The sequence below is a fragment of the Paraburkholderia sp. A1RI_3L genome (genome assembly GCF_048957895.1).
Lineage (GTDB): Bacteria > Pseudomonadota > Gammaproteobacteria > Burkholderiales > Burkholderiaceae > Paraburkholderia > Paraburkholderia kururiensis.
Genome location: NZ_JARCHA010000020.1, coordinates 1 through 26,867 on the forward strand (window position 1 = coordinate 1; position 26,867 = coordinate 26,867).

Annotated in this window: 28 protein-coding genes and 1 tRNA gene; 14 read left to right on the forward strand and 15 right to left on the reverse strand. The window is 66.4% G+C overall.

Features of this window, described 5'->3' with window-relative positions:
• Window positions 1–116 precede the first annotated feature (116 nt).
• Both PXJ20_RS30365 and PXJ20_RS30370 read right to left on the reverse strand, forming a co-directional pair.
• On the reverse strand, window positions 117–1,202 hold the full coding sequence (locus PXJ20_RS30365; RefSeq protein ID WP_421030619.1) for an S-adenosylmethionine:tRNA ribosyltransferase-isomerase: 1,086 nt from the start codon (window positions 1,200–1,202) through the stop codon (window positions 117–119).
• A 2-nt stretch (window positions 1,203–1,204) separates the two neighbouring features.
• Window positions 1,205–1,963, reverse strand: coding sequence for an SDR family oxidoreductase (locus PXJ20_RS30370; RefSeq protein ID WP_421030620.1), 759 nt, complete (start codon window positions 1,961–1,963; stop codon window positions 1,205–1,207).
• An 85-nt stretch (window positions 1,964–2,048) separates the two neighbouring features.
• On the opposite strand from PXJ20_RS30370, the gene PXJ20_RS30375 reads away from it, so the two are divergent.
• Window positions 2,049–2,618: a helix-turn-helix transcriptional regulator gene (locus tag PXJ20_RS30375; RefSeq protein ID WP_017777674.1), complete on the forward strand. Its 570-nt coding sequence runs from the start codon at window positions 2,049–2,051 to the stop codon at window positions 2,616–2,618.
• 318 nt (window positions 2,619–2,936) lie between these two features.
• Here the strand turns inward: PXJ20_RS30375 and PXJ20_RS30380 are convergent, their stop codons facing one another.
• The 3 genes from PXJ20_RS30380 to PXJ20_RS30390 all read right to left on the reverse strand — a co-directional run bounded on the left by PXJ20_RS30380 (window position 2,937) and on the right by PXJ20_RS30390 (window position 5,232).
• A complete protein-coding gene (locus PXJ20_RS30380; protein WP_421031016.1) occupies window positions 2,937–3,278 on the reverse strand; it encodes a hypothetical protein in 342 nt (113 codons plus the stop codon).
• A 272-nt stretch (window positions 3,279–3,550) separates the two neighbouring features.
• Window positions 3,551–4,909 carry an MATE family efflux transporter gene (locus tag PXJ20_RS30385; protein ID WP_421030621.1) on the reverse strand — a complete coding sequence of 453 codons (1,359 nt, stop codon included), beginning with the start codon at window positions 4,907–4,909 and terminating at the stop codon, window positions 3,551–3,553.
• A complete protein-coding gene (locus tag PXJ20_RS30390; RefSeq protein ID WP_413213452.1) occupies window positions 4,906–5,232 on the reverse strand; it encodes a DUF2288 domain-containing protein in 327 nt (108 codons plus the stop codon). Before PXJ20_RS30390 ends, PXJ20_RS30385 begins: the two co-directional genes overlap by 4 nt.
• Window positions 5,233–5,387: 155 nt before the next feature.
• Between PXJ20_RS30390 and PXJ20_RS30395 the strand changes: the two genes are divergently transcribed.
• The gene (locus PXJ20_RS30395) at window positions 5,388–5,927 is read left to right on the forward strand and encodes a cytochrome b (protein WP_413213453.1); all 540 of its coding nucleotides are present in this window, start codon (window positions 5,388–5,390) and stop codon (window positions 5,925–5,927) included.
• A 648-nt stretch (window positions 5,928–6,575) separates the two neighbouring features.
• On the opposite strand, the gene PXJ20_RS30400 is transcribed toward PXJ20_RS30395, so the two are convergent.
• Window positions 6,576–7,307 (reverse strand): peptidoglycan DD-metalloendopeptidase family protein, encoded by a 732-nt coding sequence (locus PXJ20_RS30400; protein WP_017777679.1) that lies wholly within the window; start codon window positions 7,305–7,307, stop codon window positions 6,576–6,578.
• 149 nt (window positions 7,308–7,456) lie between these two features.
• Complete coding sequence (locus tag PXJ20_RS30405; protein WP_421030622.1) at window positions 7,457–8,365, reverse strand: aldose epimerase; 909 nt, start codon at window positions 8,363–8,365, stop codon at window positions 7,457–7,459.
• Between the two features lie 572 nt (window positions 8,366–8,937).
• Between PXJ20_RS30405 and PXJ20_RS30410 the strand changes: the two genes are divergently transcribed.
• Both PXJ20_RS30410 and PXJ20_RS30415 read left to right on the forward strand, forming a co-directional pair.
• The gene (locus PXJ20_RS30410; protein ID WP_277597635.1) at window positions 8,938–9,768 is read left to right on the forward strand and encodes an undecaprenyl-diphosphate phosphatase; all 831 of its coding nucleotides are present in this window, start codon (window positions 8,938–8,940) and stop codon (window positions 9,766–9,768) included.
• Window positions 9,769–9,901: 133 nt separating this feature from the next.
• A tRNA-Arg gene (locus tag PXJ20_RS30415) sits at window positions 9,902–9,978 on the forward strand.
• 89 nt (window positions 9,979–10,067) lie between these two features.
• On the opposite strand, the gene PXJ20_RS30420 is transcribed toward PXJ20_RS30415, so the two are convergent.
• Window positions 10,068–10,961: a LysR family transcriptional regulator gene (locus PXJ20_RS30420; RefSeq protein WP_232833577.1), complete on the reverse strand. Its 894-nt coding sequence runs from the start codon at window positions 10,959–10,961 to the stop codon at window positions 10,068–10,070.
• Between the two features lie 85 nt (window positions 10,962–11,046).
• Here PXJ20_RS30420 and PXJ20_RS30425 point away from each other — a divergent pair, with 85 nt between their 5' ends.
• The 6 genes from PXJ20_RS30425 (at window position 11,047) to PXJ20_RS30450 (ending at window position 16,805) form a co-directional block, all read left to right on the forward strand.
• Window positions 11,047–11,823: an NAD(P)H-dependent oxidoreductase gene (locus PXJ20_RS30425; protein ID WP_421030623.1), complete on the forward strand. Its 777-nt coding sequence runs from the start codon at window positions 11,047–11,049 to the stop codon at window positions 11,821–11,823.
• Window positions 11,824–11,913: 90 nt separating this feature from the next.
• Window positions 11,914–12,669, forward strand: coding sequence for a DUF3348 domain-containing protein (locus PXJ20_RS30430; RefSeq protein ID WP_421030998.1), 756 nt, complete (start codon window positions 11,914–11,916; stop codon window positions 12,667–12,669).
• A gap of 34 nt (window positions 12,670–12,703) precedes the next feature.
• Entirely contained in the window at window positions 12,704–14,839 is a 2,136-nt protein-coding gene (locus tag PXJ20_RS30435) for a DUF802 domain-containing protein (RefSeq protein ID WP_421030624.1), read from the forward strand.
• On the forward strand, window positions 14,836–15,492 hold the full coding sequence (locus tag PXJ20_RS30440; protein ID WP_017777687.1) for an OmpA family protein: 657 nt from the start codon (window positions 14,836–14,838) through the stop codon (window positions 15,490–15,492). Before PXJ20_RS30435 ends, PXJ20_RS30440 begins: the two co-directional genes overlap by 4 nt.
• A 139-nt stretch (window positions 15,493–15,631) precedes the next feature.
• The gene (locus tag PXJ20_RS30445) at window positions 15,632–16,354 is read left to right on the forward strand and encodes a DUF2894 domain-containing protein (protein ID WP_421030999.1); all 723 of its coding nucleotides are present in this window, start codon (window positions 15,632–15,634) and stop codon (window positions 16,352–16,354) included.
• Between the two features lie 217 nt (window positions 16,355–16,571).
• Window positions 16,572–16,805 (forward strand): hypothetical protein, encoded by a 234-nt coding sequence (locus PXJ20_RS30450; protein WP_277597644.1) that lies wholly within the window; start codon window positions 16,572–16,574, stop codon window positions 16,803–16,805.
• A 207-nt stretch (window positions 16,806–17,012) separates the two neighbouring features.
• Here the strand turns inward: PXJ20_RS30450 and PXJ20_RS30455 are convergent, their stop codons facing one another.
• Both PXJ20_RS30455 and PXJ20_RS30460 read right to left on the reverse strand, forming a co-directional pair.
• On the reverse strand, window positions 17,013–18,674 hold the full coding sequence (locus tag PXJ20_RS30455; protein WP_413213458.1) for a sigma-70 family RNA polymerase sigma factor: 1,662 nt from the start codon (window positions 18,672–18,674) through the stop codon (window positions 17,013–17,015).
• A gap of 161 nt (window positions 18,675–18,835) precedes the next feature.
• Entirely contained in the window at window positions 18,836–19,282 is a 447-nt protein-coding gene (locus PXJ20_RS30460) for a hypothetical protein (RefSeq protein ID WP_126878909.1), read from the reverse strand.
• Window positions 19,283–19,476: 194 nt separating this feature from the next.
• Between PXJ20_RS30460 and PXJ20_RS30465 the strand changes: the two genes are divergently transcribed.
• From PXJ20_RS30465 to PXJ20_RS30475, 3 genes are all read left to right on the forward strand, one after another.
• Entirely contained in the window at window positions 19,477–19,731 is a 255-nt protein-coding gene (locus PXJ20_RS30465) for a hypothetical protein (protein WP_017777692.1), read from the forward strand.
• A gap of 289 nt (window positions 19,732–20,020) precedes the next feature.
• Entirely contained in the window at window positions 20,021–20,539 is a 519-nt protein-coding gene (locus PXJ20_RS30470; protein WP_240659137.1) for a hypothetical protein, read from the forward strand.
• Between the two features lie 129 nt (window positions 20,540–20,668).
• Window positions 20,669–21,205, forward strand: a complete 537-nt coding sequence (locus PXJ20_RS30475; protein ID WP_026122027.1) for a hypothetical protein — start codon at window positions 20,669–20,671, stop codon at window positions 21,203–21,205.
• A 173-nt stretch (window positions 21,206–21,378) separates the two neighbouring features.
• On the opposite strand, the gene PXJ20_RS30480 is transcribed toward PXJ20_RS30475, so the two are convergent.
• Both PXJ20_RS30480 and PXJ20_RS30485 read right to left on the reverse strand, forming a co-directional pair.
• Window positions 21,379–22,473, reverse strand: coding sequence for a tyrosine-protein phosphatase (locus PXJ20_RS30480; protein ID WP_421030625.1), 1,095 nt, complete (start codon window positions 22,471–22,473; stop codon window positions 21,379–21,381).
• Between the two features lie 11 nt (window positions 22,474–22,484).
• A complete protein-coding gene (locus PXJ20_RS30485; RefSeq protein ID WP_421030626.1) occupies window positions 22,485–23,846 on the reverse strand; it encodes an ATP-binding protein in 1,362 nt (453 codons plus the stop codon).
• Window positions 23,847–24,244: 398 nt separating this feature from the next.
• On the opposite strand from PXJ20_RS30485, the gene PXJ20_RS30490 reads away from it, so the two are divergent.
• Window positions 24,245–24,994 (forward strand): response regulator, encoded by a 750-nt coding sequence (locus PXJ20_RS30490; RefSeq protein ID WP_017777697.1) that lies wholly within the window; start codon window positions 24,245–24,247, stop codon window positions 24,992–24,994.
• An 81-nt stretch (window positions 24,995–25,075) separates the two neighbouring features.
• Here PXJ20_RS30490 and PXJ20_RS30495 read toward each other — a convergent pair whose 3' ends face one another.
• From PXJ20_RS30495 to PXJ20_RS30505, 3 genes are all read right to left on the reverse strand, one after another.
• Window positions 25,076–25,660 (reverse strand): flagellar basal body L-ring protein FlgH, encoded by a 585-nt coding sequence (locus PXJ20_RS30495; RefSeq protein ID WP_017777698.1) that lies wholly within the window; start codon window positions 25,658–25,660, stop codon window positions 25,076–25,078.
• A gap of 471 nt (window positions 25,661–26,131) precedes the next feature.
• Window positions 26,132–26,368, reverse strand: coding sequence for a DUF6726 family protein (locus PXJ20_RS30500; protein ID WP_126878905.1), 237 nt, complete (start codon window positions 26,366–26,368; stop codon window positions 26,132–26,134).
• Between the two features lie 7 nt (window positions 26,369–26,375).
• A complete protein-coding gene (locus PXJ20_RS30505) occupies window positions 26,376–26,591 on the reverse strand; it encodes a hypothetical protein (RefSeq protein ID WP_017777701.1) in 216 nt (71 codons plus the stop codon).
• Between the last annotated feature and the right edge of the window lie 276 nt (window positions 26,592–26,867).

The following is a 26,867-nucleotide window of genomic DNA, read 5'->3' on the forward strand; positions in this document are numbered from 1 at the left end:
CGGCGCTTCCCTCCTGAACCACGCCTCGACCAGTCCCCACTGGCAGCCCCAAAACCTCCCGCATCTCCAGTCCCAGCAGAACATTTGCACTACTTCGCAGCACACCAGCGAGACCATTAAGCGCATTTTGCCGTCCGCCTGCATTCGCAACGTACTTCATCTTTTCTCGCATCACGCTCAATCCAAATCGAATCTCCGAATTCGTGTGTCCGGTAGTGCTCGTTTTCGAGTACCGAGGTGGCATGTGCCAGCGTTTGACGGGTAACGAATGCGGAAAGCAGCGCGTAGTGGCTCGATTCCGGCTCATGTGTACCGGAGACGATCACATCAACGATGCGCAATCGCGTATGGCGTCCAATACGCCCGCTCGCAACCCCATCGCCGACGCGTGCGCTCCCGTCGGGCATAGCCGCGTGCTCGAGCGCGCGGACGACGGTGGTGCCGATGGCGATCACGCGTCCACCTCGCATGTTCGTTTCCGCGACCAGTCGCGCGGTTGCGAGTGGTATCCGATACGGTTCATCGAGAGGTAAGCGCTCATCGAGGGAAGAATCGCCGGTCGACGACAATCCGGCGGCATGCGTCAGTGTGGCGAAAGACGCGCCCTTGTCACGCAGCGCCTTCAATGTGCGCCAGTCCAGAGCGAAGCCGGCCGAAGGCGGTTCGAATGCAACGGGCAGCGCAGCGATCGGCGTCCACACATCCCACAGTGCGAGCGGTGCTGGAACGTGAGCGTACTGAACCGGTCGGCCATGCGTCGCGAGTCCTTGCCAGATGCTCGTCGGTGTACCGTGGAAATCGAGTTCAACGAAGCGCGGATGATCCAGCGTTCGTACGATCGTTGCCTGCAACGAGCCTAGCCGCAATCGGTCGCCGCGAACGAGGGGCGGGGGCGCTTCGCGTGCTTCCGTGGGAGTACGGAAGTCACCGGCGCCGAACACGATGCAACTGAAGCGCGCGACGTCGTGCGGATCGATGGATGCACGGGCCGCTAGCCGGATCTCGATCGGCGCGCCGGTGGGTTCGTGAATCCCGTGAAGACTCGCGGGGAGCGTTGCCGCATCGTTAGCAATGACACAATCGCCAGAGCGCACGAGATCGGCGATCGCGCTCCGAAGGCGATGACGGATGCGTCCGCAGCGGTCGATCACGAGAAGCCGTGCATCTTTGGGACGCTGGTTAGGAAGGCTGGCAGCTTGCATCTTCAGCGCACCCCCATCGACATATTTTCGCGTAGGTCATCAAGCGTTGACGTAATCACATCCGCGAACTCGCGTGCTGCATCCGCGGGACGTCGCAAAGTCGCTGGATCGGCATCCGGCAATGCCAGCCGATGCAGTGGAGTGTCCATGTCGCCCGGATCGAGAGCGAGCACGCGGATTCGTTCGTCCGCGAGTTCTGCATTCCAGATGCGACTCATCTGATGCAGCGCGGCTTTGCTCGAGCCATATGCCCCCCATCTTGCGTACGGCTCGATAGCGGCATCACTCGACACGTTCAGCACCAGTGCACCGCCGTGCTCGCGTGCCGATGCCGCAAGCGCGCCGAGCAACGCCTTCGTTAGCCGGAACGCGCCCAGCACGTTCACTGCGAGCGCTGCTTCGAACTCCTCACATTGGGTATCGGCCAGTAGTGCAAGCGGGGTAGGGCCAAGCGACGACGTATTGTTCACAAGTACATCGAGGCTACCCAGTAGCCCTGTAATCTGCGTCGCAAGCGGATAAATGTCGTCCTTGCGTCCGATGTCGCCTACAAGGCCCACCACGCCGGGCCGCTCCGCAGCCACGGCAGCGACACGCTTCGGATCTCGAGCGACAAATGCCACTCGAGCCCCGCGCATGAGCAGTTCGTCCATCAAGGCGAGGCCCAGGCCTGAGGTGCCGCCGGTTATCGCGGCACGTACGCCGCGCAAGTCATCGCGATAGTTCATCGCACTCTCCAGATTGAAGATGGGGCGGCGCACGCACGCCGTCTCGTGGCCTGATAATAGGAACGCGCACGTCCTTGCCCCAGCGCGATGTCCAAACCTTTGTCGGAAAGTCGATACGATGGACGAACTCGATCACGCCGCGCAGCACCTGGCCCGCAATCTCGTTGCGCTAAGACGCACGCGTGCCCTCACGCAGGAGGCGCTGGCGAAGGTCTCCGGATTGCCGCGCTCGACGATCGCCAATCTGGAATCCGGTGACAGTAATCCGTCGCTTACGGTGCTCATGAAAGTGGCGGGTGCGCTGGGGGCGCCGATCGATGAACTGCTGGCCTCGCCCCGGGCGAAAGTGCGCAAGTGGGCGGCGGCCGATGTCCCGACGCACAGCCGCGGCATGGGGCTGACCATCCGGCCGCTTGTGCCGGAACCGATGCCGGACGGGATACTGGAGACGATGTCCTTCGCGCCGGGCGCAACGATGCGGGGAACACCTCATCTGCCGGGCACGCGCGAGTACTTCACGTGCCTTTCCGGACAAGTGGCCGTGTTTGTTGCGGGCGAACGCCATGGCGTTGCCGCTGGCGAGGTGCTCGCGTTCCCTGGCCACGTGCCGCACTCGTATCGCAACGAAGACGCGCAGCAGGAGGCGTTTAGCGTGTCGATCGTCGTGCTTGCGAAAGCCGGAGTTTGAGGCGGGAGAGAAGTAGAAAACGCGTTTATTGCCCGTCCGGGCGCAGCGGCCCAGAGCACGCATGGCGTGCCGCTGCCAACGAAGGAAGGGGCGCGGAGGCGCCTCGTGTACGCGGTTGTTGCCCCGCAATAACAGGCCAGCCGGCAGTTCGCGCAGCAAGTGCAACGCAGCAAACCGGCGAGGGCAGCCCGCAAGAACGGCGCGCCAATACGCCACGAGCCAACTAACCGTCAGCCAACAACAACCCACGCAGCGCGTCGCCAGACGCCCTGCAGCGCTGCCAACCCCAGACAGAACAGCCTCGGACGGAGCGAGCCTTCAATGCCTGCGCCGCGTCCAGTCGAGCATGTGATGCTCGGCCAGCCAGTGGTGCATCATGCCTTCACCGTGGTGCTCGCGCCGGTAGGTCCGCGATTCGAAGATGGTCAGTCCTAGCAAGACGAGCAAGCCCACGGTCAGTCCGACCAGGCCCGCGATTGACTCGGCATCCATGGCAGCCTCCTTGGACGATTGCAGCCATGCGTACATGGTAGGACAGCAAAAACGAACCGGGGAGGAGAACTGTTCGTTGCGGCAAACCGCCCGCGGGCGCGTCCCTGGCGCTTTGCGCGTAGACTCGCGGCTTTGCCACTTCGCCGCATCCGGCTTCGGGAAATCCATGAGTCGTCCCTTTTTGATCCTCTTGTTCTTGTCTGCATTAACCGGCTGTGCCGACAATTCGTCCGCCGTGCGCCATGGCCCTCCGCCGCAGGATCCGCCGGACTATCACGGGGTACCCACCGACGTCCGGCCGCCGCAGATGATCGAGGCACCGGAGGCGGCGCCGAAATAGACGCAAAACAGCCGCGAAACGTCGTGTTCGCGGAATGCGCGGCGGCTTACACAGGAAGAGCCGACGGCGCCGGCGCGAGCAGTCTGGCGCGCCTGCGCGTCTACGGCTGATGCGCCGCTATCGACGCCGCGAGCCGCGGCAGCCGCATGAGCAGCGTGATGCCGCGCGCTGCCATGAACGCGAGCAGCGCGGCCCACAGTCCGTGGTTGCCGAGCGGCGCAACGAGCGCCCACGACGCCGCCATGAACACGCCGCCCGACAGCGCCATCGAATACATCAGGTCCCGCGTGCGCGTCGCGCCAATAAACACGCCATCGAGCAGAAAGCCCCACACGGAAACGACCGGCGACAGCGCCGCCCACGGCAGAAAAACCTCCGCGGCGGCTCGAATGACACGCTGATCCGTCAGTCGTTCGACGATCCAGGCGCCCGCCGCGCCGTACACGAGCGAAAACCCCAGCGCACCCAGTGCCGACCAGAACATCGTGACCCTGACGGACTGACGGAAGGCATCGCGATCGCGTGCGCCGGTTGCGGCGCCCACGAGCGCTTCCGCGGCGTGGGCGAAGCCGTCGAGTCCATACGCCATGAAGGTCTGGAAATTGAGTAGCAGGGCGTTGGCGGCCAGAATCGCGTCACCCTGGTTTGCGCCCAGATGCGCGAACCATCCGAACGCACCAAGGATGCACAGCGTGCGCAGGAAGATGTCGCGATTGATCGCTACCAGCCGCTTCAGTGCGACCGGATCCGCGAGTTGCGCGCGGTCGAGCCGCGGCAGATTGCGCGGCAGCAACTGCCGCAGCACGATGGCCCCGAGCACGAAGCCAAGCGCATCCGCGGTCGCCGTCGCGGCCCCGATACCCGCGATGTTCCAGCCGAATCCATACACGTAAAGCAGTACGGCAACGACATTGACCGTGTTGATGAACACCTGAATGACGAGCGCCGTGCGCACCCGCTGCACGCCCAGCAGGTATCCGAGCACGACGTAATTCGCGAGCGCAAAAGGCGCGGAGCCGATCCGCGCGCGGCAATAGACGTGCGCATTGCGCCGGACGTCGTCGCTGCCGCCGATCGCACGCAGCGTGTGCTCGATCAGCGGACCTTGCAGCACGAGGACAGCCAAACCCGCCACGAGCGCCAGCATGAGCGCCCGCACGACGTTGATCCGCAGCGCGGCGACATCGTTTGCGCCGAATGCCTGCGCGACGAGTCCCGTCGTGCCCATGCGCAGAAAGCCGAAGCCCCAGAAAACGAAGTTGAAAAAGAGGCCGCCTAGCGCAACGCCACCCAGGTTCGCGGCACCGTCGAAATGGCCTGCCACGGCGGTATCCACCGCGCCCAGAATGGGCTGGGTCAGATTCGCGATAACGATGGGGAAGGCGAGCGTGAGAACCCGCCGGTGCCAGTCGACCGGAGCCGCCGGTGAGGCGGCCCGCTCGCCGGCAGGGCTGCTCAACTGCGCTCCTGGACACACACCCAGGGCGACACGACGACAGCCCACAGTTCGGGATCGCGGGCGGTGAAGTCGGCAGCGGTGTCGGCCTGCATGCGCTCGACAAGCCCCGCGGAAAGCCATTGCGTGACCTGCTGCGTGTCGTCGCTCGCGATCGCCTCGGCGACACTCACGAGATCGAGATCGCGCGCCACCCGCAGCAGCTTGCCTTGTGCGAAAAAGCGTTCGAGATCCTGCCAGTCGATTTTCGCCGTTTCGCCAAGGAGCTTGAGATAGAGCGCGCTGTGAGAAGCTGGGTTCGTCGTCATCGTATTGGAATGGGACATGAGCGGTGACTACTATAAATCATCAAGCCGTTTGCAGACCAGGCCGTCCGGCTGCTTGAGCCATACACTGGCACTCGTTATGCTTCCAATCGGCGAATACTGGGCCGTGCGGCTTATTGCACGGCATATCCGAAGACCGAACCATCGAGGTATCAATGGCCTACTCCACTCCCCCCAAATACGATCCCTTCTCGAGACTGCTGCACTGGCTCATCTTCGTGTTGCTCGTTATTCAGTTCATCGTGGCGTGGACCATGCCGGGCATCCATCGCGGCACGCAGCCTGCAGGGCTCATCACGTGGCATCTCGAACTGGGCACGGCGATCGTCGCCGTCATGGTCGTTCGGCTCATATGGCGCGCCGTGCGCCCGGAACCCGCGCCAGCCGAGGGATCAGCCATGCTGCGTTCCGTAGCCCGCCTGACGCATGGTGTCCTGTATCTGCTGCTGATCGTGCAACCCTTGATGGGTTGGGCCAATGCATCGTCGAGAGGATGGTCGCTCACGCTGTTCGGGGTGATTCCGCTGCCGCCGCTCGCGGCTCAGGGCTCCACACTCGGGCATGAACTAGGCGATCTGCATGGCGCGCTCGCCTGGGGACTGCTTGGCTTGATCGGCCTGCACGTGGCGGCCGCGCTTTACCACCACTTCGTGTTGCGTGACGGCGTGATCCGCCGCATGTTGCCCGGTTCCTGATGCGCTTGCCCGATCCCGCCGCTCGCAATGCACCGGGCGGTGGAATCGGGCGATATAGCCGCGTGGTCAGACGTGCACGTTCTGGCCACTTCGCTCGTTAAATTCGCGATAAGCTAATTTTGCGATATTTAGTCGTACGAGAAAGTGGTGTGTATTCGTGTGCCTATACTGATCGCTATTGTTAAAACGCGTTTGATGAGTGCGGTCGCGTACAAAGCTTTAAATCTCCGTGAAGCTGTCCTATCCTTTCGTTAACCCGCGCTTTTGCCGGGCGTCGGAATTGCAGACTCTCGCCTCGCGCATTGTTCGCGTGAATCCCGCAAAGCTATACGCCATGCGCCTCTTGCCGATGCGGCGCCACGCACTCCGGTCTCCTTTCATCTACCGAATTACGTCGTTTCGCGATGTTTTAGCTTTCGCGAGTGGCTTCTCTTTCGCTTCACATAGCGCGTAATCCGTTCGCCGCATCACATTTCATTGGCAATTAATCGATTGCGCTGTATTAGACGCGTTGCTAGATTCCCAATTGGCGCATGGCGAACCGGTCCTTTGCCGATATGCGCCGAACCCCCGTTCGCCCGGCCTCGAGCCGGGCTTTTTTTTTGCCCCTGCAATACGACGATGCGCGTGCTTAGCGGCCCATGTTGACTAACGCGGCGGCAATGAACGGGAAGGGTCGATGGAGCGTCCTTCATAGCGCAGCTCGAAATGCAACATCGGACGATCCGAATCCGTATCGCCCATTTCGGCAATCTTCTGTCCTTGCGCAACCGTTTGCCCTTCCTTCACGAGCAGCGTGCGGTTATGCGCGTAGGCCGTGAGGTAGTCGCTGTTGTGCTTGATGATCAGCAGATTGCCGTAGCCGCGCAGACCGTTGCCTGCGTAGACCACCGTGCCTCGCGCCGCTGCGACGACCGGCGTGCCGGGGCTGTTCGAGATGTCGATGCCCTTGGAATTCTTGCCGTCGAAACCCCGCACCACGTTGCCCGCGGCCGGCCAGACGAGCGAGATGGGCGCGGCGGGGGCGGCCGACGGCGCCGCTGAAGATGCGCTCCCGGACGCTGTGCCGGTTGCGGTGCCGCTGCGAGCGGCCGGCGCGCCGGATTCGGCCGTGCCGCGCGATGCTCCGTTGCCGCTCGACACCGTCCCGGAAGGCGGAGCGACACGCAGCACCTGACCGACCTCGATGGAATCCGGGTTCGACAGGTTGTTCCAGCGGACGATGCTCTGCACGGACTGCCGGTTAGTCCGCGCAATCTTCGATAGCGTGTCGCCGCGTTCGACGCGGTAGTAGCCCGGTCCCACCGGCGCCGACCCACAGGCGGCGAGTGCCGCGACGAGCCCTGCGCAGGCGAGCCGCCTGATTCTTGTTGCCAACATTGGACCTCGCAATGCGTCGCGTGCATACCGATCCCCGATCGCGCGACAGTCGCAAAAAACGTCCGATTCTAACGGGTTTGCATTTTGCGACGTCAACTGAAACGCCGCGCATGGCGCGCGGCGTGATCCTGGCGCATCGCGGTCGAGGGTTAGCGCAAGGCGCTCACGGTGATGCGCAGTGCCGCTTCTTCGGTCGCGCCCGGTGGGAGCCAGCGCAGGCCGAGACCGTTGTGGATGGCATCGGGCAGACCGAGCCACGGCTCAACGCAATAGAAGTCCGACTCCGGGCGCTCGGTCCAGGTGGTCACGGCGTACCAGGGCACGGAACCCGGGCGACGCAGGTCGATCGTGATCGTCCGGTTCAGGCCGGGGGCGATCACGCGTACGGGGGTATCCGGCGCGCCGTCGAGACAGTGAAACCGGTCGTGGATGCGCGCTTCGTCGAGCGTGTAGCGCTGTGCCCCCGGCTCCGGCGTACTGATAGTGCCGTCGGGCAATTGGTGGCGGCGTTGCGTGCGCGGCAGTTCGAGCACCGTTTCGGCACGCTGATCGTGCGGTAGGGTGAAATAAAAGTGATGGCCGGCGTAGTAGGGCAGCGGCTCAGTGCCGGTGTTTGTCGTCGTCAGCGCGACGTCGAGCGTGTGGGCATCGGCGAGGCGATACGTCGCTTCGAAGCGGAATCCGAACGGATAGCCGGCGCGCGTAGCCTCGCTATCGGTGAGCGTGAGCCGTACGCCGTGGCTGTCCGCATCGGGTTGGGCGGCGAAGGGCAGGTCGCGTGCGAAGCCGTGCATTGGCACGTCGCGGACCGTGCCCTCGGCATCGCGCCAGCGGCCGATGTCGCCGTCCACGCGATGACGCCCGAGATACGGGAACAAAAGCGGATTGCCGCCGCGCACGCGCGCGGGTTCGGCCCAGTTCGCGTCGTCGGGCCAATAGATGACGGACTGGCCGTCGATGTGCCACGACAGCAGCCGGCCGCCGGCCTGCGGCGCGACGCGCAGCAGCGACGCGCCGTGTGCGATCTCGAGAATGTCCTGTTGCTGGAATTGGGGCATGTCGATCGGATACGTCGAATACATGGAAAAGGAAGGAAGCCACGCCATGCAAGGCGCGACCCCGCAGGCGAACGGCGATTGTGCGCCGCTTTGGGCTACGGGGAAACCCTTCCCGGGAAATTGCGAGTGTCGTGCCGGCAGAGGCTTGTCGATAATCCGCATACCGCCCGGTAAAACGCGACCCCGGGCCCGACCGGACCGGAGGCGCTATGGATCTCGCAATGGCAATGGGCGTAGCTTTATTCGGCATGTTCACAGCGAGCACCGTTTACTTTTTCTACAAGGTCGCGCGCTGAAGTTGAAGTGCGCCGTGGCCGCCAGGCTACCGCCGCGTGTTTGCCTTTCGTCTTCCTGACAATGCCTTTTCAGCAGGGCCCGCATCATGGCGGGCCTTTTGCTTGTCGTGCTCCCGATGTTTTCTGCCGCGCCCGTCGCTCTGACGCGGTGCAATAAATAAATCGTCAAAAATCGCCGAACGCTTGGCGCATCCATACTGCACCGGCATAATCGGTGCGCTTCGGGCGCCGGGGCGGCACGCCGGCGCGATGTTCATCCAATGCGAGGATCCGCGCGTGAGCTTTTCGTTCCTGATCTTTTTGAGCGTGTTGCAGGGCGTCACTGAACTTTTCCCTGTCAGCAGTCTCGGACACACCCTTCTCGTGCCCGCGCTGTTCGGCATGCACATCGACAAGCACGCGCCCCAACTGCTGCCGTTCCTCGTGGCGCTGCATCTGGGCACCGCGCTCGCGCTGCTGCTGTATTTCCACAAGCGGTGGATCGCGCTGATCGGCGGCTTTTTCAGCTCGCTCGCGGGGCGGCACAACGACGACGGCCACATGATGTGGGCGCTCATCATCGGGACGATTCCGGCCGGGATTGTCGGCCTCGTGCTTGAAAAGCGGCTCGAGCGCATCTTTCACGACCTGCGGATCGTCGCGATTGCGTTGATCATCAATGGGCTGCTGCTCTGGTTCGGCGACTGGCTGCAGCGCTCGCGCGCGCATCGTCCGCCGGAAAAGCTGACGTTCAGGCAGGCGTTCCTCGTGGGGCTCGCGCAAATCGGTGCGCTGATTCCGGGTTTCTCGCGCAGCGGCCTCACGATGATCGCCGGCAACGCGGCGGGCCTCACCGCGGAAAAGGCCGCCGAGTTTTCGTTTCTGCTCGGCACGCCGATCATCTTCGCGGCGGGCCTGCTGGAGTTGCCTAAACTCTTTCACGCGCCGGGCCAGCTTGGCGACGCGCTCGTGGGCGGCGTCCTGACCGGCATTGCGGCATGGCTGAGCATCCGCTTTTTGATGCGCTACTTCGAAGGCCGTGGACGCCTGGCGTCGTTCGGCATCTATTGCGCGATTGCCGGCGTGGCGTTCCTCACGTGGTTCATGCTGCATCCGCAACCCGTCTGAGCACGCCAGGATGCGGATGCGCGCGGCTCAGCCCGCGGCATTCAAGGTATAATTCCGCGCTTGCTCCCTTCCTTTGGGAGCAACCATCATCTTCATTTCGGGCGGCGTTGCGGACGCCGCTTCCCGTCGATATGCGGCAGTAGCTCAGCTGGATAGAGCATCGGCCTTCTAAGCCGAGGGTCGGGGGTTCGAGCCCCTCCTGCCGTGCCATCTCAGGCGACATGTGCGTTTATCGCTGCCGCCGCGGCAGCACGAAGAGGGCGTACCTCCGTTGTGAGATCGCCGTGCCTGCTCCCCCCTCAAACCCCACCCCCCACAAACTCCCTCAACCACCGATGCGCCGGGTCCCGATGCACACGCTCGTGCCACAGCATCGACATCTCGTAGCCCGGCACATCCACCGGCGGTTCGACCACGCGCAGCGTGTCCATGCCGCGTACGAGCCGTTCGGGCAGCATCGCGACCAGATCGGTGCTTTCCAGCACTGACCGCACGAAGAGAAAGTGCGGCACCGAAAGCACGACGCGGCGCGTCATGCCGGCTTTGGCGAGCACGTCGTCCGTAACGCCGACGAAGCCGCCGCCCTTCGGCGACACGATCACATGCTCGAGCTGGCAAAACTGCGCCAGCGTCGGGCGGCGCTTCAATCGTGGATGTCCGGCGCGCCCGACCAGCACGTATCGCTCGGTAAACAAGGCGCGGCGTCGTAGGGTGGGCGGCGCGTCCTCGGTGGTGTGGAACGCGAGATCGATCGCGCCTTGTTCGGCCTGCTTCGCCAGTTCCGATGGCGGGACGGTCACCACCGCGAGTCGCGTGCCCGGCGCCGCCGCGCGCAGACCGCTCAAGGCGGGCAGCACGATCGTCGATTCGCCGTAATCGAATGCCGAGACGCGCCACGTGTGCGTGGCCCTGGCCGGGTCGAACGCACGCGCCGGCAGCACCGCGCGCTCCAGCGCTTCGAGTGCCTGCCGCAGCGGTTCGCGCAGTTCGTCGGCTTTCGCCGTGGGCCGCATGCCACGCGGCCCCGGCAGCAGCAGCGGGTCGCCAAACACGCTGCGCAGCTTCGCCAGTTGCACGCTGACCGAAGGCTGCGCGAGATGCAGGCGCTCGGCGGCCCGCGTGACGTTGTGCTCGGAGAGCAGGACGTCGAGCGTGATCAGCAGATTGAGGTCCAGCTTCCTGAGATCGTCCATGGCAATACCTGTCATATTAGGAATTCATTTCCAATATACCGGCGTCGCACCTATCCTGCCTTCGTTCACCTACGGAGGCTTACTCATGAACGTCTTGCTGGTCTACGCCCATCCCGAACCGCGCTCGTTGAACGGGTCGCTGCGGGACTTCACCGTCAACCATCTTCAGCAGGCGGGGCACGCGGTCCAGGTCTCGGACCTCTACGCGATGAACTGGAAAGCCGTGCTCGACGCGAGCGACTACCCCGAGCGCGAAGCCGGCGCGCCGTTCAATCCCTCGCTCGATTCGAAGCATGCCTTCCAGCACGGCACCCAAGCCTCGGACATCGCGCACGAGCAGGAGAAGCTGCGCTGGGCCGACACGGTCCTCCTGCAATTCCCGCTCTGGTGGTTCACGATGCCGGCCATCCTCAAAGGCTGGGTGGAGCGGGTCTACGCATACGGCTTCGCCTACGGCGTGGGCGAGCACTCGGACACGCACTGGGGCGACCGCTACGGCGAAGGCATGATGAAGGGCAAGCGCGCCATGCTCGTTGTCACCACGGGCGGTTGGGAATCCCACTACGGCTCGCGCGGCGTGAACGGTCCCATCGACGACCTCCTGTTCCCGATCCAGCACGGCATCCTCTATTACCCGGGCTTCGACGTGCTGCCGCCGTTCGTCGTCTATCGCACGAGCCGCATGGACGAAGCCCGCTTTGCGCAGGTGCGCGAGGCGCTGGGTCAGCGGCTCGATACGCTCGACACGGCGGCGCCCATCCCGTTTCGTCAGCAGAACAGCGGCGCGTACGAGATACCGGCGCTCACGCTGCGCCCTGACCTCGCGCCGGGCGAAGCCGGATTTGCGATACACGTAGGTTGAATCGCGACCACCCGCATGTTCCCTTCCTGACAAAGACGACGGCCGGGCCGCGGGCAGCGTGTAAACTGCTGCCTTTTTGCCTCTGGTCGTATCGTGCAAGCCCCGCCCCGTACCGCCTTTGGCGGTCCGACCCTCGTTCGTCTGCTGGCCCGTCTCGCCGACGCCGACGTTCCCGCGTCCACGCAGTCGCTCTCCGACCGTCTGAGCCAATGGCTCGGCTGGACCGACGCCATCGCGCTCTCATCGGTGCTGAACGCGAATCCGCCCGCGGTGATGGGAAGCGCGCGTCCGCCTGGCCGAGCCGAGGACGAACTGTGCGCGAGTGTGCGGAACACGCTGACGAAGGCGATCGCTAACGACGCCGTGCTCGCCGTCAGCCGGCGCACGCGCGCGCCGCGCGGCGGCTCACAGGCCGTGCCGGAGCAGGCGGCGGGTGACTACGCCGCGTTTCGTCAGTCCTATCTTTCGTTGCAGCAGGCGATGGAAACGGACATCGGCGACCTGCGCGGCCGCCTGCGCGCCTTGCTCGCGGCGCGCACGTCCGGCCTCGCGCGGCTTGCCGTGCTCGATGCCGTGATGGAGCGCGCGCTTTTCGCACGCGAGCGCACGCTGCTCGCGTCGGTGCCCACGCTGCTCGGTGTTTACTTCGAGCGTTTGTGCCGCGAGGCGCAGGCCGATGCACCGCCCGCAACGGACGCCTCCAACGACGCCCCGCCGATGCTCTCAGGCGAACGCCTCGACGCGTTTCGCCGCGATGTGCAGAGCGTATTGCTGGCCGAACTCGAAGTGCGGTTTCAACCGGTCGAAGCGCTGCTCGCGGCGCTTCGTACCCGCCAAGCCCGCTAATCAAAATCCTATGCAAGACCCCATGCAAGAGCCCATGTCCCGCATGTCCAGCATGTCCCGCGCCTTGTCCTCATTTCGCATCGACCTCGTCGTCTTCCTGGCGGGTCTCGCCGCCGTGTGCTGGATCGCCGTGGGCTACGCCGCCTCGAATCCGCTCGCTTCGGCGGTGACGCTCCTGATCGGCGCCTGCTACGTGGCGGGCGCGCTGGAATTGCGCCGCTACCGGCTCGCTACCGCCACGCTCGTGCGCGCCGTCGCGGGTCTGGCGGGGCCCGTGGACCGGCCGCCCGCGCTCGGCGCGTGGCTCGACCAACTCGACGCAAGCCTGCGCGGCGCCGTGCGTGCGCGTGTGGAAGGCGAGCGCGCTGCCTTGCCGGCGCCCGCGCTTACGCCGTATCTCGTGGGCCTGCTCGTGCTGTTGGGCATGCTGGGCACGCTGCTCGGCATGGTGGCGACGCTCAAGGGCACCGGCGCGGCGCTGCAAGGCGCGAGCGATCTCGATGCCGTGCGCACCACGCTCGCCGCGCCCGTGAAGGGGCTCGGCTTCGCGTTCGGCACCTCGATTGCGGGCGTGGCGACTTCCGCGATGCTCGGCCTGCTCGCCGCGTTGTGCCGCCGCGAGCGCGGCGAGGCCGTGCAGTTGCTCGACGCGAAAATCGCGACGACGCTGCGCGCCTACTCGCAGGTGTATCAGCGCGAGCAGACCTTCAAGCTCATGCAGCGCCAGGCTGAGGCCATGCCCGTGCTCGTCGAGCGGCTGCAAACGATGATGACCGCGCTCGAGCAACAGAGCGCAACTGCCCACGAGCGTCAGATGGCGGGCCAGCAGGCGTTTCTCGGCAAGACCGAGGCCACCTGGGCGAGCCTCGCGGCGTCCATGCGGCAATCGCTGAAAGAGAGCGCCGCAGAAAGCGCGCGCGCCGCGGGCGCCGCGCTCCAGCCGGTGGTGGAAGCAACCATGGCGGGGCTTTCGCGCGAGACCTCGTCGTTGCATGACACCGTCGCGCAAGCGGTGCAGCGGCAACTCGACGGACTTGCGAGCGGCTTCGAATCCACGGCGGCCAATGTCTCTGGGGTCTGGAACCGCGCGCTCGCCGAGCATCAGCGCTCGGGCGAGGCGTTCACGCAGCATCTGCACGCGTCGGTGGACCGGCTCGCCGGTGCCTTCGAGCAACGCTCGGCCGGCATGCTGGAAGGCGTGGCGGCGCGCCTCGATGCCACGGCGACCGGTCTCTCGCAGGCGTGGAACGAGGCGCTCGCGCATCAAGGCGAAGCGAGCGCGAAACTCGCCGCGGCCAACGAGCAGGCGCTTGCCGCCGCCGCGGCCGGCTTCGAGCAGCACGGCGCAGCGCTCGTGCAGGCCATGAACGAATCCCACGCGAATCTGCAGACGCAACTCGCCTCACGCGACGAAGCGCGGCTGCAGGCGTGGACCACGTCGCTCGCTTCGATGGCCGCGGCGCTGCGCGAAGAATGGCAAGAGACGGGCGCACAGACCGCGAGCCGTCAGCGCGAAATCTGCGAGACGCTGGCCAGCACGGCGCAAGCCATGTCGGCGCAGAGCGAGGCGCATGCGCGCGAAACCATCGGTGAAATTTCGCGGCTCGTCGCGGCGGCATCCGAAGCGCCGAAAGCCGCTGCCGAGGTGGTGGCCGAACTGCGTCAGAAGCTCTCGGAAAGCATGGTCCGCGACACCGCGATGCTCGAAGAGCGCAGCCGCATTCTGGACACGCTGTCGACCTTGCTCGACGCGGTCAACCACGCGTCGACGCGGCAGCGCGAGGCGATCGACGCGCTCGTGGCCACCTCGGCCGATCTGCTCGAACGCGTGGGCGCGCGCTTCACCGACAAGGTAGAGACGGAGGCCGCGCGGCTCGACGGCGTGGCAGGCCAGGTGAGCGCGAGCGCCGTCGAGGTGGCGAGCCTCTCGGACGCCTTCGCGGGCGCGGTGCAGGTGTTCGGCGCATCGAACGACCGGCTGGTGGCGCACCTGGAGCGCATCGAGAGCGCGCTCGACCGCTCGCTCACGCGCAGTGACGAGCAGCTTGCGTACTACGTGGCGCAGGCGAGGGAAGTGATCGACCTCAGCATGCTGTCGCAGAAGCAGATCGTCGAAGACCTGCAGCAGCTTGCGGGCCGGCAGGCACCGGCAGGAGCCGATGCGGCATGAGCGACGAAATCGACAGCGGCGCAGGCACGGTAGAGACCACGGCGCCCATCTGGGCCGCGTTCGGCGACCTGATGTCGGTGCTGGTGGGGGCGTTCGTGCTGATTCTGGTGGGCGTGATCGGTCTGCAGATCGAACTCTCCTCGCGGCTGCGGGAAGAGACACGCCAGCGGCAACTGGAGGCACAGCATCGCAAGACGCTCGAACAGGCGCTCGCGGGGCCGCTCGCCGCGGGGCGCGTGACGCTTGTGAACGGGCGCATCGGCATTAACGGCAGCGTGCTTTTTGCGCTCAATTCCGACCAGTTGCAGCCGCAGGGCCGCGATCTGCTGAAGAGCCTCGCGGGACCGCTCGCGGCGTTCCTCAAGACCAACAACGAGATGCTGATGGTGAGCGGCTTTGCAGACGACCTCCAGGTGCGCTCCGGCAATCGCCAGTTCGCGGACAACTGGGAACTCTCGGCCAAGCGCGCGCTGACCGTGACGCGTGCGTTCATCGATGCGGGCATTCCGGCGTCGTCTGTATTCGCAGCCGCGTTCGGCTCCCAGCAGCCCGTGAGTTCGAATGCGGACAAGGAAGGGCGCGCGAAGAACCGGCGCGTGGAGATTACGGCCGTGCCGAAGCTGGCGACGGCTAACGGTGAGCATCGTGAATAGCTCGGGGGAGCGCGTGGCGCCGGGCGATCGTGAACCCAGCGCTGGAGACTCGGGCGACGGCACGGCGTCGAACGCCATCGCCGGCGAATCTCGTCACGACGCCCGCTCCGAACCGGCTGCGGTGCGCGATGCGGCCGCCATGCCGGATGCGGTGACTCAGGCGCAGGCGCTGCTCGATAGCTGGCGCGAGCGCGGCGCGGAGCGCATCGCGCCCATGCGCTTTCGCTTCATCGACGCGCTGCACCGCCGTGCCGCCGCGCACAGCGGCGAGACGCGGCGATTGCTCGACGAAAAACTGACGCAAGCGTTGGACGAATACAGCGCCGAACTCGCGCGCGCAGGTTTCGCTACCGCCGATGCAGCGCAGGATCGCGCCGCTTCACAACACCGCGCTTCACAACAACGCGAACCGGCTCGCGGAGCGTTGTCGGAACTGATCGATTACGTCGCCCGAGGTGCGCAGCCGAACGCGGACAACCGTACCGGCCCGGCAGGCAAAGACCGCAGTCGCGACACGGCCCAGCCTGCAATGTTGCAGCCGAACCTGTCGAGCTGGCCCGAGATGGATCTGCTCGACTACTTCCGTGCCACGTGGTCGCGGCTCAGCGCCGAACGACAATTGCGTCAGTCCGAAGATCGGGTGCCGCGCAACGCGGGGCCGCTCAATTCGAGCAGCCTCGTGCATCGGTCGCTCTCGCTGATGCGTGAACTGTCGCCGGGCTATCTCCAGCACTTCCTGTCGTATGTCGATGCGCTGTCGTGGGTCGAGCAGATGAATGGCGCCGCCGGTGCGCCGAAGGACGCACCGCGCGCTGCGAACACGGCAACGGGAAAGAAGGGCGAGCGAAGCCGCGCACGTTAGCGCGGGTCAGGGCGACCGGCGAGGGCGACCGGCGTGGGCGACCAGCATGGACGGCCGGCGCGGGTGACCGGCGCAAAACACTATGGTCTGCGGAAAAGCGCCCCACGCAAAGGGCTGCAGCCATTGATGCGGGTCAAGTCGCCACGGCACCCCGTCCTATAACGTGGAAGGTGCCGCGCACGCCGATCGCGCCTCGAGCCTACGACGAGGACTCATCATGCTCAGCCCCCACGAATTCGCCACGCTCATGCTCATCAAGCACGGGCACAAGCCGCAGCAACTGGACCGTTTCGAGGTGCGTACGCTTCAAACGCACCGCCTCATCACGCTGGAGCAGCGCGAGAGCGAGTACGTGAATGCGTGCGTGACGCCGCGCGGCGATTCGGTACTGCGCGCCATTGCGCGGCTGCCGCAGTTCGCGCCGTTGCCGCCGTTGCCGCCGTTGCGTTAATCCGCGTTCAATTCCGTTTGCGTCGTTCGCGCCCGCGTTCCAGCGGGAAAACTCGGGACAAACTCGTGCCAGGCGAGGCACAAACGCGACGCAAGGCGATGCAGACGGCGGGGGCGCATGCCTGCGCTACGTTCGTTACGTGCCCGACACCCCGCCGATTTACCGCAGCCATCCCTCGGCTACGCCCTTCGCTACGCCCTTCGTGTCTCACGCGTCCGCGGCGTCCGCTTCCAGAAACTCGCGAGCCGCGTGCGCTTCGGCCGACGAACGCAGCGCCGCCAGCGCGCGCCGTTCGATCTGCCGCACCTGCTCGCGCGATACGCCGGCTTGCCGCGCGATCGTGTCGTAGGTGTCGGGCGCGCCGCCGCCAATGCCGAAACGCCGCCTCAAGACATCCGCCTCCGAGGGCTTCATCGATTTCAGCAGCGATGCGACGCAGGCGCGCATGCGTCCGTCCACAAGCGAGGCGAACGGCGTTGACGCATTCGTGTCCGCCACGATGTCCACGAGTTCCGTCTCGCCGTCAGGCAGCAGCGCGTCGAGCGACGCGGGTTCCCCGGGCAGCGCGAGCAGCGTTTTCAGCCGCTCTTCGCTGAGCCCGCTTTCTGCGGCAAGCTGGTCGAGGGCGGCGTGGCGCCCCGTGCGCTGACGAATCTGTTCGCCGACGCGCCGTATGCGGCCCAGTTGATCGCTCACATGCACGGGCAGGCGGATCGTGCGGGCACGGTCCGCGACGGCGCGCGACACGGCCTGACGGATCCACCACGTCGCGTAGGTCGAGAACTTGAAGCCGCGCTGATATTCGAACTTGTCGATGGCGCGCATGAGGCCGAGGTTGCCTTCCTGCACGAGGTCGGCGAGTTCGAGACCGCGGTTTGCGTACTTCTTGGCAATCGAGAGCACGAGGCGCAGGTTGGCTTCCAGCATGCGACGCGTGGCGTCGCGCTGGCGGCGTTGGGCGCTGGCCAGTTCGCCTGCGAGCGTGGCGACGAGTTCGGGCGGCACGGTGGCGTTGGCGGCGTCGCCGGCGTGGGCCTGCAACGCACGCAGAACGGCCGACGCGCTTTCCACCGCGCGCGGCGACCATCCGCCAGCCTGGGCCATGTCGACGATGCGCGTGCGCGCGTTGCGATGCGCGCGCGAGCCTGGCCCGCTGCTGCGCAACGCGCGGCGCAGGGCGGCGAGCGCGTGTTTCGTCTGCTCTGCGCTGTCGGCATCCGTGCGAGCGGCGCTTGCCTTGCGGGCGGGCGTTTCGGTGTCGGTGTCGTTGTCGGTATCGGAGTCGGCGCCGTCGCTATTGTCACTATCCGCCGATTCGCTTGCCGGCTGGTTCACATTGGCGAGCAGCACGGCAGCGGTTTCCGCACAACCGGCGAGCGCCCACAGCACGTCCCGCCGGGCCGCTTCGATTTCCTTCGCCAGCGTCACTTCTTCGTCGCGCGTGAGGAGCGGTACGGCGTGCATGCGGCGCGCGTAGAGGGCGAGCGGGTCCGTGGAGGCGCTTGCCCCGCGCGCGGCATCTTCGATCAGGTCGCTGGCTTCCTCCAGCACCTCGCGGTCCACGGCAGGCGCCGCATCGTCCGCGAGAAACGTGCCGTCCGGCCGTTCTTCGAGCACTGCGATGCCGGTTTGCCGGAGCACCGTGCGCACGGCGTCGAGCGCGTCCGGCGAGGTGCGCTCGTCCGGAAACTCGTCGACGATGTCGGCGTCGATCAGGTAGCCCTGCGCAGCGGCGAGCGCGAGCAGCCGCGCGACGCTCTGTCCGTACTGGTTCGTGCGGTCGCTGTCATCCGTACGATCGGTGCGGTCGGTGCTCCGGTCCGCGTTCCGGTTCGTGCCTTGTACCCGGTCTGCCGTAGTCATATCCATTGCGGTTTGCCGCCGTCCTGCGTGAGTGAACTCGCGTTCACCCGGTTGCGCTTGCCAGTGAATCGCGGACGCCCGTCCGCCGCGGCTTGCGTGACGCTGGCAAACGTGGGGGCGATTCGCCGAACTTCAACGCGGCCGACGCGACCGCGTTGGCCGTGTGCTTACGCCGTGGCGTTGCGTGCCGCCTTGCCGCCGTGGTGTTCGTCGTGATGTTCGTCGTAGTGGCCGTCCGCGCCGTGCGCCGCGACCTGTTCGCCGAACCACGGCACCTCCGCGCGCAGCGAAGCCGCGTAACCGAGCCAGCCGCCGGGATTGCCCGCGAACAGGTGCTCACGCACCGGCGCGGCCAGCGCGTCGTGATCGAGCGTGTCTTCCAGCAACAACTGGGGCCAGAGACAAAACGCGCGCAGCGCGGCGTCCGCGAATTCGCGCACTGTCATGTGCGCCCACACATATTCGATCAGCGCCACGTCCGCGAGGATGGGCGACGCCGCGATCAGCTCGGCAATCGTTTCGTCGTCGCGTTCGCGCTCCACCACGCGGCTGATGGTCTGCAGCACGCTGCCCAACTGCAGCAGCAGGGCGCGGCGTTCGTATCCGTCGTTCATCTGGAATGCCTCCGTTGGTCACGCGCGGTTTGCATGCCCTCTATTTACGCAGTGTGCGAGGCGATACGTTTGAGCCATGTCAACGGGCCGGCAAGGTGTCGCGGCCAGCATGGAAAGCTGAAAAGAGGGTCGCGCAGCATCAGGCCGTAGCCGTAGAGCGAGAAACGAAGAACGCAATGAGGAGGGAAACCGCAATGAACCAGACCAACGTGCCGCAGCCCGCTACGGCGAGCGAAATTCGCGATATCGTCGGGCGCGTGGAAGACGACGTCGTGGCGCAGATTCTCGACATCGGGCCGACGAGCGCCGAAGTGCTCGACGCCTGCACCTGGCTGCGTTCGGACGAACGCCGGCAGCAACGGCTCGACCACGAACTGCACGGCCGTGCGGCGCGCGTGCTCGCGATTCTCGAAGTGGCGCTGCCCGATATCGAAGACGGCGGGCCGTGAAAGCGGCGCGGTCCGTAACACGCGGAGGCGTGGGGTAAGAACCGGGGCGCGTGGCGTAAGCGCCGATAACATCCGGAAAGGGGACCCCATGATCCCCGCGTTTATTGCGGCTTCGGACGAGTCACCGCTGACCGACCATGGCGGCAAGCGTGAAACGCATCCTTCAGCGGCGAGACGGCCGGGAAACGGAGCGCGGCACGCCAGCCGTTACACCGTGTGTGCGCCGTGTGCGTGTTACACGCCGGTTATGTGTGTTACGTCGATTACTCTCCGAACCTGACCGCTACCCATGCAAGCCGATCTTCACTTCTCTCTGCCCCTGTTTCAGCGCGATGCGGTTCGCGTCGCACCCGTGCGCGCGGCGCGCCGAACGCCGCTCGCGCGCCGCATGGCGGCGGCCGTTGCCGCGTCGTGCGCGCTCGGCCTGGCGGTTGCGCCGGCCCTGACTTATGCCGGCGAAGTGCCCGACACGTGCGCCGCGCTCGCGCACGTCGTCTCCACGCGCGACTTCCAGACGCTGCGCGGCCAGACCGGCGGCATGCTGACCGACGCGCCGTTCCTCGGCGACTGCCGCGCGGCGCGCCACGTCTACGATTGCCGGTTCGCTGCGCACTGGGGCGCGGACGGCGTCGTGAGCGACCCGCTTGAAGAGATGGGCGCCGACATCGCCGCGTGCTTCAACAACGTCGTGCACGACGTGAACACACCGACGCGCCAGCACTTCACGGTCCGCAGCGACAACGGTCCCGTGAGCGTGACGGCGAGCGTCGATGGGCCGCGCACGCTGCATCTGCGCATCGTCCGCTGAGGGCAGCGGCGCTTGCGCGTGGGTGGGCGCGGTGCGTGGCGTGACGTGCGCGCGGTGGCGACGGCGATGACGAGCGTGCTGCCTCGCGCCATGCCGGCCGGCGAACGGCGGCAGTGCCGCCGCTGCGCGATGCCGCGTGCGTCGCTGCTGCTGGCGGCGCTCTTCGCGACGCCGTGCTTCAGCGCGCTCTCGGGCTGCGCGTGGACGCTGATTTCCGCTGCGGACGCCGCGGGATCGCTCGTGCAGGCGGGGTTCGCCGCGGCCTCGAATTTTCCGTCGGCGACTTACGTGAACGGCAATCCGGCCACGCTGCACACGGTGTGCATCGAGCTGAACCAGAACGTCTCGCAGGGCGATTTCGTGCCTGCGTTGCAGTACGCGTTGCGCAAGCGCGGCGTGATGTCGGAGGTCTACAGCCCCGGTACGTCGCCGCCCACCTGCGAAGCCACGCTGGTCTACGCGGCGACGATGGAATGGGGCCACCGTTCGTTCAGCGACGAATGGACCGCCTACCTCTCGGCCATCGACCTCACGCTCATGCGGGGCGGTCAGGTGCTGGTGAATGCGCGCTATGAAACGCGCGGGCTGAACACGGATCGCTTCTCGAGCCCGAGAACCAAGCTTGGCGCGCTGGTGGACCGGATGGTCGTGGCGCGCACCGATTGACCGAACCGGATGCGTCGCACGCGCCACCGCGCCGTGCGCTGCATCGAGCGGTACGTGCGCCGAAGGGCGCGCGTACCGGAACGTCCCTCGTAGGCCTGCCTGTGCGACCGGGCAGGCCATACTTCGGGGTTCTTCACCTACCACAGTGAAGAACCCCTTTTTTTCATTGACGCTCAGACCACCAGCTTCGCGCGCAGCGTATCGATCACGCCCTGGCTCAGACCGAGCCCGGAAGTGAGATAGCTGTTCAGGGTTCCGAAGCTTTGCTGCATCTGGTCGAAGGCGGCCTGCAGCACGTCGGGCTGCGCCTCGTAGAGCGGCTTGGCGCGGGCGGCCACGGTGGCGTCCGTGCGGCGCGCGAGGGCGTCGATGCGCGCGGAAATGGCGCTCGCTGCGACGGTGTTGGTGAGCAGATAGTCCTGCATGATCACGTCGAGCGGCACGCCCGCAATCGCGAGCAGCAGCGCCGCGGCCCAGCCCGTACGGTCCTTGCCCGTCGAGCCGTGGAACACCTGCGGTCCCGCCGTGTTGGCGAGCTGCGTGAAGAGCGCGCCGAAGCGCGAGCGCGATTGCGCGTCGATCACGAGGCGCCGCTCGGCCTCGCTCATCCACGCCACGGCTTCGGCTTCGCTCGCGGGGCGCACGGCGCTCACGTCGATGGGCGAGATGTCGAGTTCGCTGCGCACGGCGCCATAGGGCAGCCGGTCGGGCCGCGCGTCGACTTCCGCTGCGACGCGCAGATCGTAGACCTGGGCGATGCCGAGGCGCGCGAGGGTGGCCGCATCGGCGTCGTCGGGCGAGAGTGCGCCGCTGCGGTAGAACATGCCGCGCCGCGTGCGGCGGCCGTCGGTAGTCGGGTAGCCTGCGCCGGAGCCGCTCACGTCGCGGAAATTTTCGACGGAGGTGAGCTGGACCGCCGCAGGCACGTCGGTCGTGTCGCCGCCTCCGCATGCCGAAAGCAGGCACGCGCCGAGTCCGGAAAGCGCCACGGCGCGCGCGCTGCTCTTCAGGAACGCACGGCGCGTCAATGCCTGCGGCAGGATCGGCCGTGGCGGGCGCGGGCCGCTGCAGGCCCCGTGCATGCGCAGCGCAGCGGCGTACGCGTCGTGGAGTGACGGGTTGAATGCGGGGCTGAACGCGGGGTTGAATGCGGGATTGAATGAGGGATCAAGCGCAGGGCTGAAGGAAGCATTGTGCGCAGGCTCGTGCGGCGTGTCCGTGTGAAGCAGCATGGAGGAAGACGGTGAGGCGTGGAAGGCAGCGTCCATGTCGGGCCCGTTCATGCGGTTGCGAGCCGGGCGCCGGCGCGTGAGCTGTCGTATGGCGTCGGGCGGCCCGGGAGGGCGCGCGGCGTCTGGGCGGGAACGGTGATGCGCACGGCGAGCCCGCCGCCCGCCGCGTTTTCGATCGCGCAGCGGCCGCCCAGGTCGCGCGCCAGCCGCGTGACGATGGCCAGCCCGAGACCGCAGTGGCCGTCGCCCGCGCGCGCGGGATCGAGCCGCACGAACGGCTTCAACGCGTCTTCGATGCGTGCGGGCGGAATGCCTCGCCCGTGGTCGCGCACCATGAGCACCCAGTCGTCGCCGTCGCGCTGGGTGCTGATTTCGACGGGCGGCTCGCCGTGTTCGAGCGCGTTATCGACCAGATTCGTGGCGAGCCGGTCGATCAGCGTGCGAGGCAGGCGAAACGCGGGGCCGGCCGCGAGCGCGAGCACGAAGAGCGGCGCATCGTCGTCTTCAGGCAGGGAGAATTGCTCGGCGAGAAAGTCGTCCACGCCCACATCGGGACCAGCCGCGGGCGCGCTCGCCGCGAATTCGAGGAACTGCTGGACGATGCGCGTGAGCGAATCGATGTCGCGAATGAACTGCGCACGCGTTTCCTCGTTGCCGCCCGCGGTCACGCTCGCGCGCAGCTTGAGGCGCGTGAGCGGCGCCTTGAGGTCGTGCGCGATGCCGGCGAGCATGACGGCGCGCTCGTCGTCGGTCTCGTTGATCTGCTGCATCATCTGGTTGAACGCGCGGATCAGGTCGCGCAGCTCGCGCGGCCCGCGCTCGACCACGGGCGCCGCGCGCCGGCCGCCGCCGAAATGGCGCGCCACCTGGGCGACGCGCGAGAGCGGCCGCTGCAACTGCCACGCGGCCACGAAGGAGAGCAGCAGCGCCCCCACCAGCATGGACACCGATTCCACGAGAATCGGCTTGGGCGGCGGCAGATCCACGGGCGTCACGATCCAGTTGTTGCTGTCCGGGTAACGCACCCAGAGCCGCACGGTGTGCTGCGGGTCGATGTCCGCGGCAATCTGCACGCCGGCCGGCAAATCGGCGGCGAGCTTGCGCGCGAGCATCGCGATGGGCGTCGCGGCCGGGTTTTCGAGCTTCACGGTGGCCGGCATGTTCCAGGTCGGCACGAGATGGGTGTGCAGCGCGGGCGCGAGATGGGCGCCGTGGGAGGTGTCGCTGTGTACGGCTTCGAGCACGAGCAGCAGGCCGCGCGCGTAGCCGTCCGCGTCGTGGTGGCGGCGCTGCGCCGTGAGCACGGCGAACCAGCCCGCCTGCACGGCGAACAGCACGATCATGGAAATGAGCGCCATCCTGCCGAACAGCGAGTCGAACGGAATCTTGAGGAGGGCTCGCTTGTTCATCGCAGACAAAAGGGCGGGCAGGAGGACGGATCGACAAGCGGACCTGCAGGTAGACCGATACGCAGACCGGTGCGGCCGCGAGGCACGGCAGGCGCCGGAATCGACACCGCGAAATTGTAGACGGCCATCAAAAAAAGAACCTTGCAGAGTTCTGACGGTGGAGTTACCGATTCTTACGTTCATTTGAGGTTCGGTGAGCCGCGTTGCGTTCCTGAAAGAGCGCGAAAGACGTGTCAAATGCACGCGGCAACACCGCACGGCAACCTTCGGCGAAATCGGCCTCGCAGGCGGGGCGAACCGCGCAGGCGCATGCCGTGGCCCGAAAGGGCCATTACAGGAAATATCTGGAAAGGATTGGCCGTCGCAAAAACGCGAATTGAGCCCTTAGAATCCGTTGCATGACTGAACATGTGCTGCTCGTCGACGACGACCCCGTAGTGCGCGACCTCGTGCGCGAATACCTGCAAAGCCACGGCTTCGCGGTGTCCGTGCTGTACGACGGCGCGGGCCTGAAACGCCGCCTCGAAATGGAGCGGCCGTCCATCGTCGTGCTCGACGTGATGATGCCCGAGCAGGACGGCATCACCGCGCTGCGCCAGTTGCGTGCCACGGGCGACAACATTCCGGTCATCTTTCTCACCGCGCGCTCCGACGTGATCGACCGCGTCGTGGGTCTCGAACTGGGCGCCGACGACTATCTGCCCAAGCCGTTCGATCCGCGCGAGCTGGTGGCGCGCATCCGCACGGTGCTGCGCCGGCAGAGCACGGTGTCGCCGGGCGCGCCCGAGATTCGTCCTTCGTACCGCTTCGGCCCGTTCGAAGTGGACTTCGCGGCGCGCGAACTGCGCCGCAACGGCGAGCGCGTGCCGCTGCGTTCCAGCGAATTCGCCACGCTCAAGATCTTCGTCAAGAACGAGATGACGGTCATCACGCGCGCCCAGCTCAACGAACGGTTGCGCGGCCACTCGGCCACCTACCGTGACCGCAGCCTCGACGTTTCGATCTGGCGCCTGCGCCGTCTGATCGAGACCGATCCTTCCGAGCCGCGCTACATCCAGACCGTCTGGGGGCAGGGCTACATCTTCGTGCCGCAGGGCGAGACAGGCGCGGCCGAGCGCTACGGCTCGGGCAGTCCGGTTGCCGGGTAAGCGGGCGGCGCGCGCCGCGGCGTGAGAGGTTGTCCCGATCATTTCGCCATCACGCGGTGTCTGCTGTTTTGCGCGCCCGCTTCAGAACGTCAGCACGCTCAGGAAGAGATGCTGCAGCCAGCCCACCGTCGTGGAATCGGTGAGGCTGCCCACGCCCGCCTGTTCGATGTGCGCGTTGGCCACCTTGTTCGACGCCACGTAGTTGCCGGCCTCGATGTCCTTCGGGTTGACGATGCCCGAGAGCCGCAGCCGCTCCTGGTTGCCCGCCATCGCGATCACCTTTTCGCCTGCCACCACGAGATTGCCGCCCGCGGTCGTGCCGATCACGGAAACGGCGAGCGTGCCGTCCATGCCCATCGAGTTCTTCGTCGTGCCCTTGCCCGTGAAGGTCGTGTCCGCCGAACCGATGTTGAAGAGACGCGCGAGACGCGCGGCGGCGCCCGTCGATTTGTCCGCGGCTTCCGCGCTGATCGAGCTTGCGCGGCTCAGTTCGGTGTCGGCCGAATCGTTGCCGGACCACGATTCCGAGAGGCGAATGGTGAGCACGTCGCCTACATGTTGGGCGCGCGGCGTCTCGTAGAGCGCAAGCGCGGTGCCGGGCTGAAAGATGGCGCCCTGCGTGTTGATCGTGTAAGGCTGCGCGACGGTGGGCGGCTGCAAGGGCATGTTGACCACCGAGGGCTGTCGGCTCGAGCCGCAGCCCGTGACGAGCCACGGCAACGCGGCCAACACGAAGGCGAGCAGCCTTGGGTTTCGCGCCTGTCGCGCGATGCGGCGAGGGGAGCGAGTGGAGCAAGGGGAACGGAACGACGCGATCATGGCTGCGGACCTGAATGACGGCTCGATATGAAAGCTCGATAACGAACACGATGAAGCAATGGCCAGACGATACGGGCCGCGCGGCTCGCGCAATGGGCCGAATATGCGCGGCGACGCGACCGGTCGTTATCAGAGATTGCCGGCGGGTTGCGAAGGCTTACGCTGGCTTGCGGCGTGTTGCGAATTATTGCGAGGGCGGCGCGAACGCAGCGTCGCCCGATGATGGAGAGGCAGCGAGAAGACGGACGTGACGGACGATCCCGCCACGCCGTGAAGCCCGTCCCTCCCTCTGCTGTTGCACCCCGTCAGGCGATTGCGTCAGTCGATCACGTCGGCACAGGCATCGAATGGCACGGCGGCCGTGTGGCCCACGACCGGCACTACCTTCAGCGTGGCGGCGACCACGCGGCATGGCAGCGCCGCGACAGCGCAGCCGTCGAGCGAGAACGTGGCCGCCGCCATGGCGAGCCACGCGCCGCACATGCGCGCGGCTCGCAACACCGCCGCGGGCCGGCCGCGCCATCCGTACCACCGTGCCGGAACAGCTGTCACCATGCGCCGCTCACGCGGTGGTGTCGACGTTCGAGCCGACCATCGAGCCGGTGCGGGCTTTGCGCGCGGTGTCGGCGGCGGGCTCGGCGGCCGCTTGCGTGCCGGTGCCGGTGCGCAGGCCGGTGCGGCTGCCGGTCTTCGCCGAAGCGGCCCCCGCGGCGCTGGTGGTCCCGGTGGCCTCGTTGAGGTTCGGCAGGTGAGTGGAGGGAAGGTTGGTCAGTTGCATGAGGGCTCGCTCCGATGGTTGAACGTTGATGCGCGAAACACGGCGACAGGGGACGCACCGTATTTCGCGCTCCGATCTTCACGCGCGAGGCGCCGCGCCGAAGCGCGCGGCACAGCGTGTTTTTCGCAGGCCCTTACCAAACCTTAGCGGCGCATGGCATAGGCGGCACGGCGCGCGTCACCGCATACGCATGGCCCGCACGAATGCAGCAGAAACAAAAAAGGGCAGCCGAAGCTGCCCGAAGGTTGCGCGTAACGCGCGTTGCTGCTGCTTGAA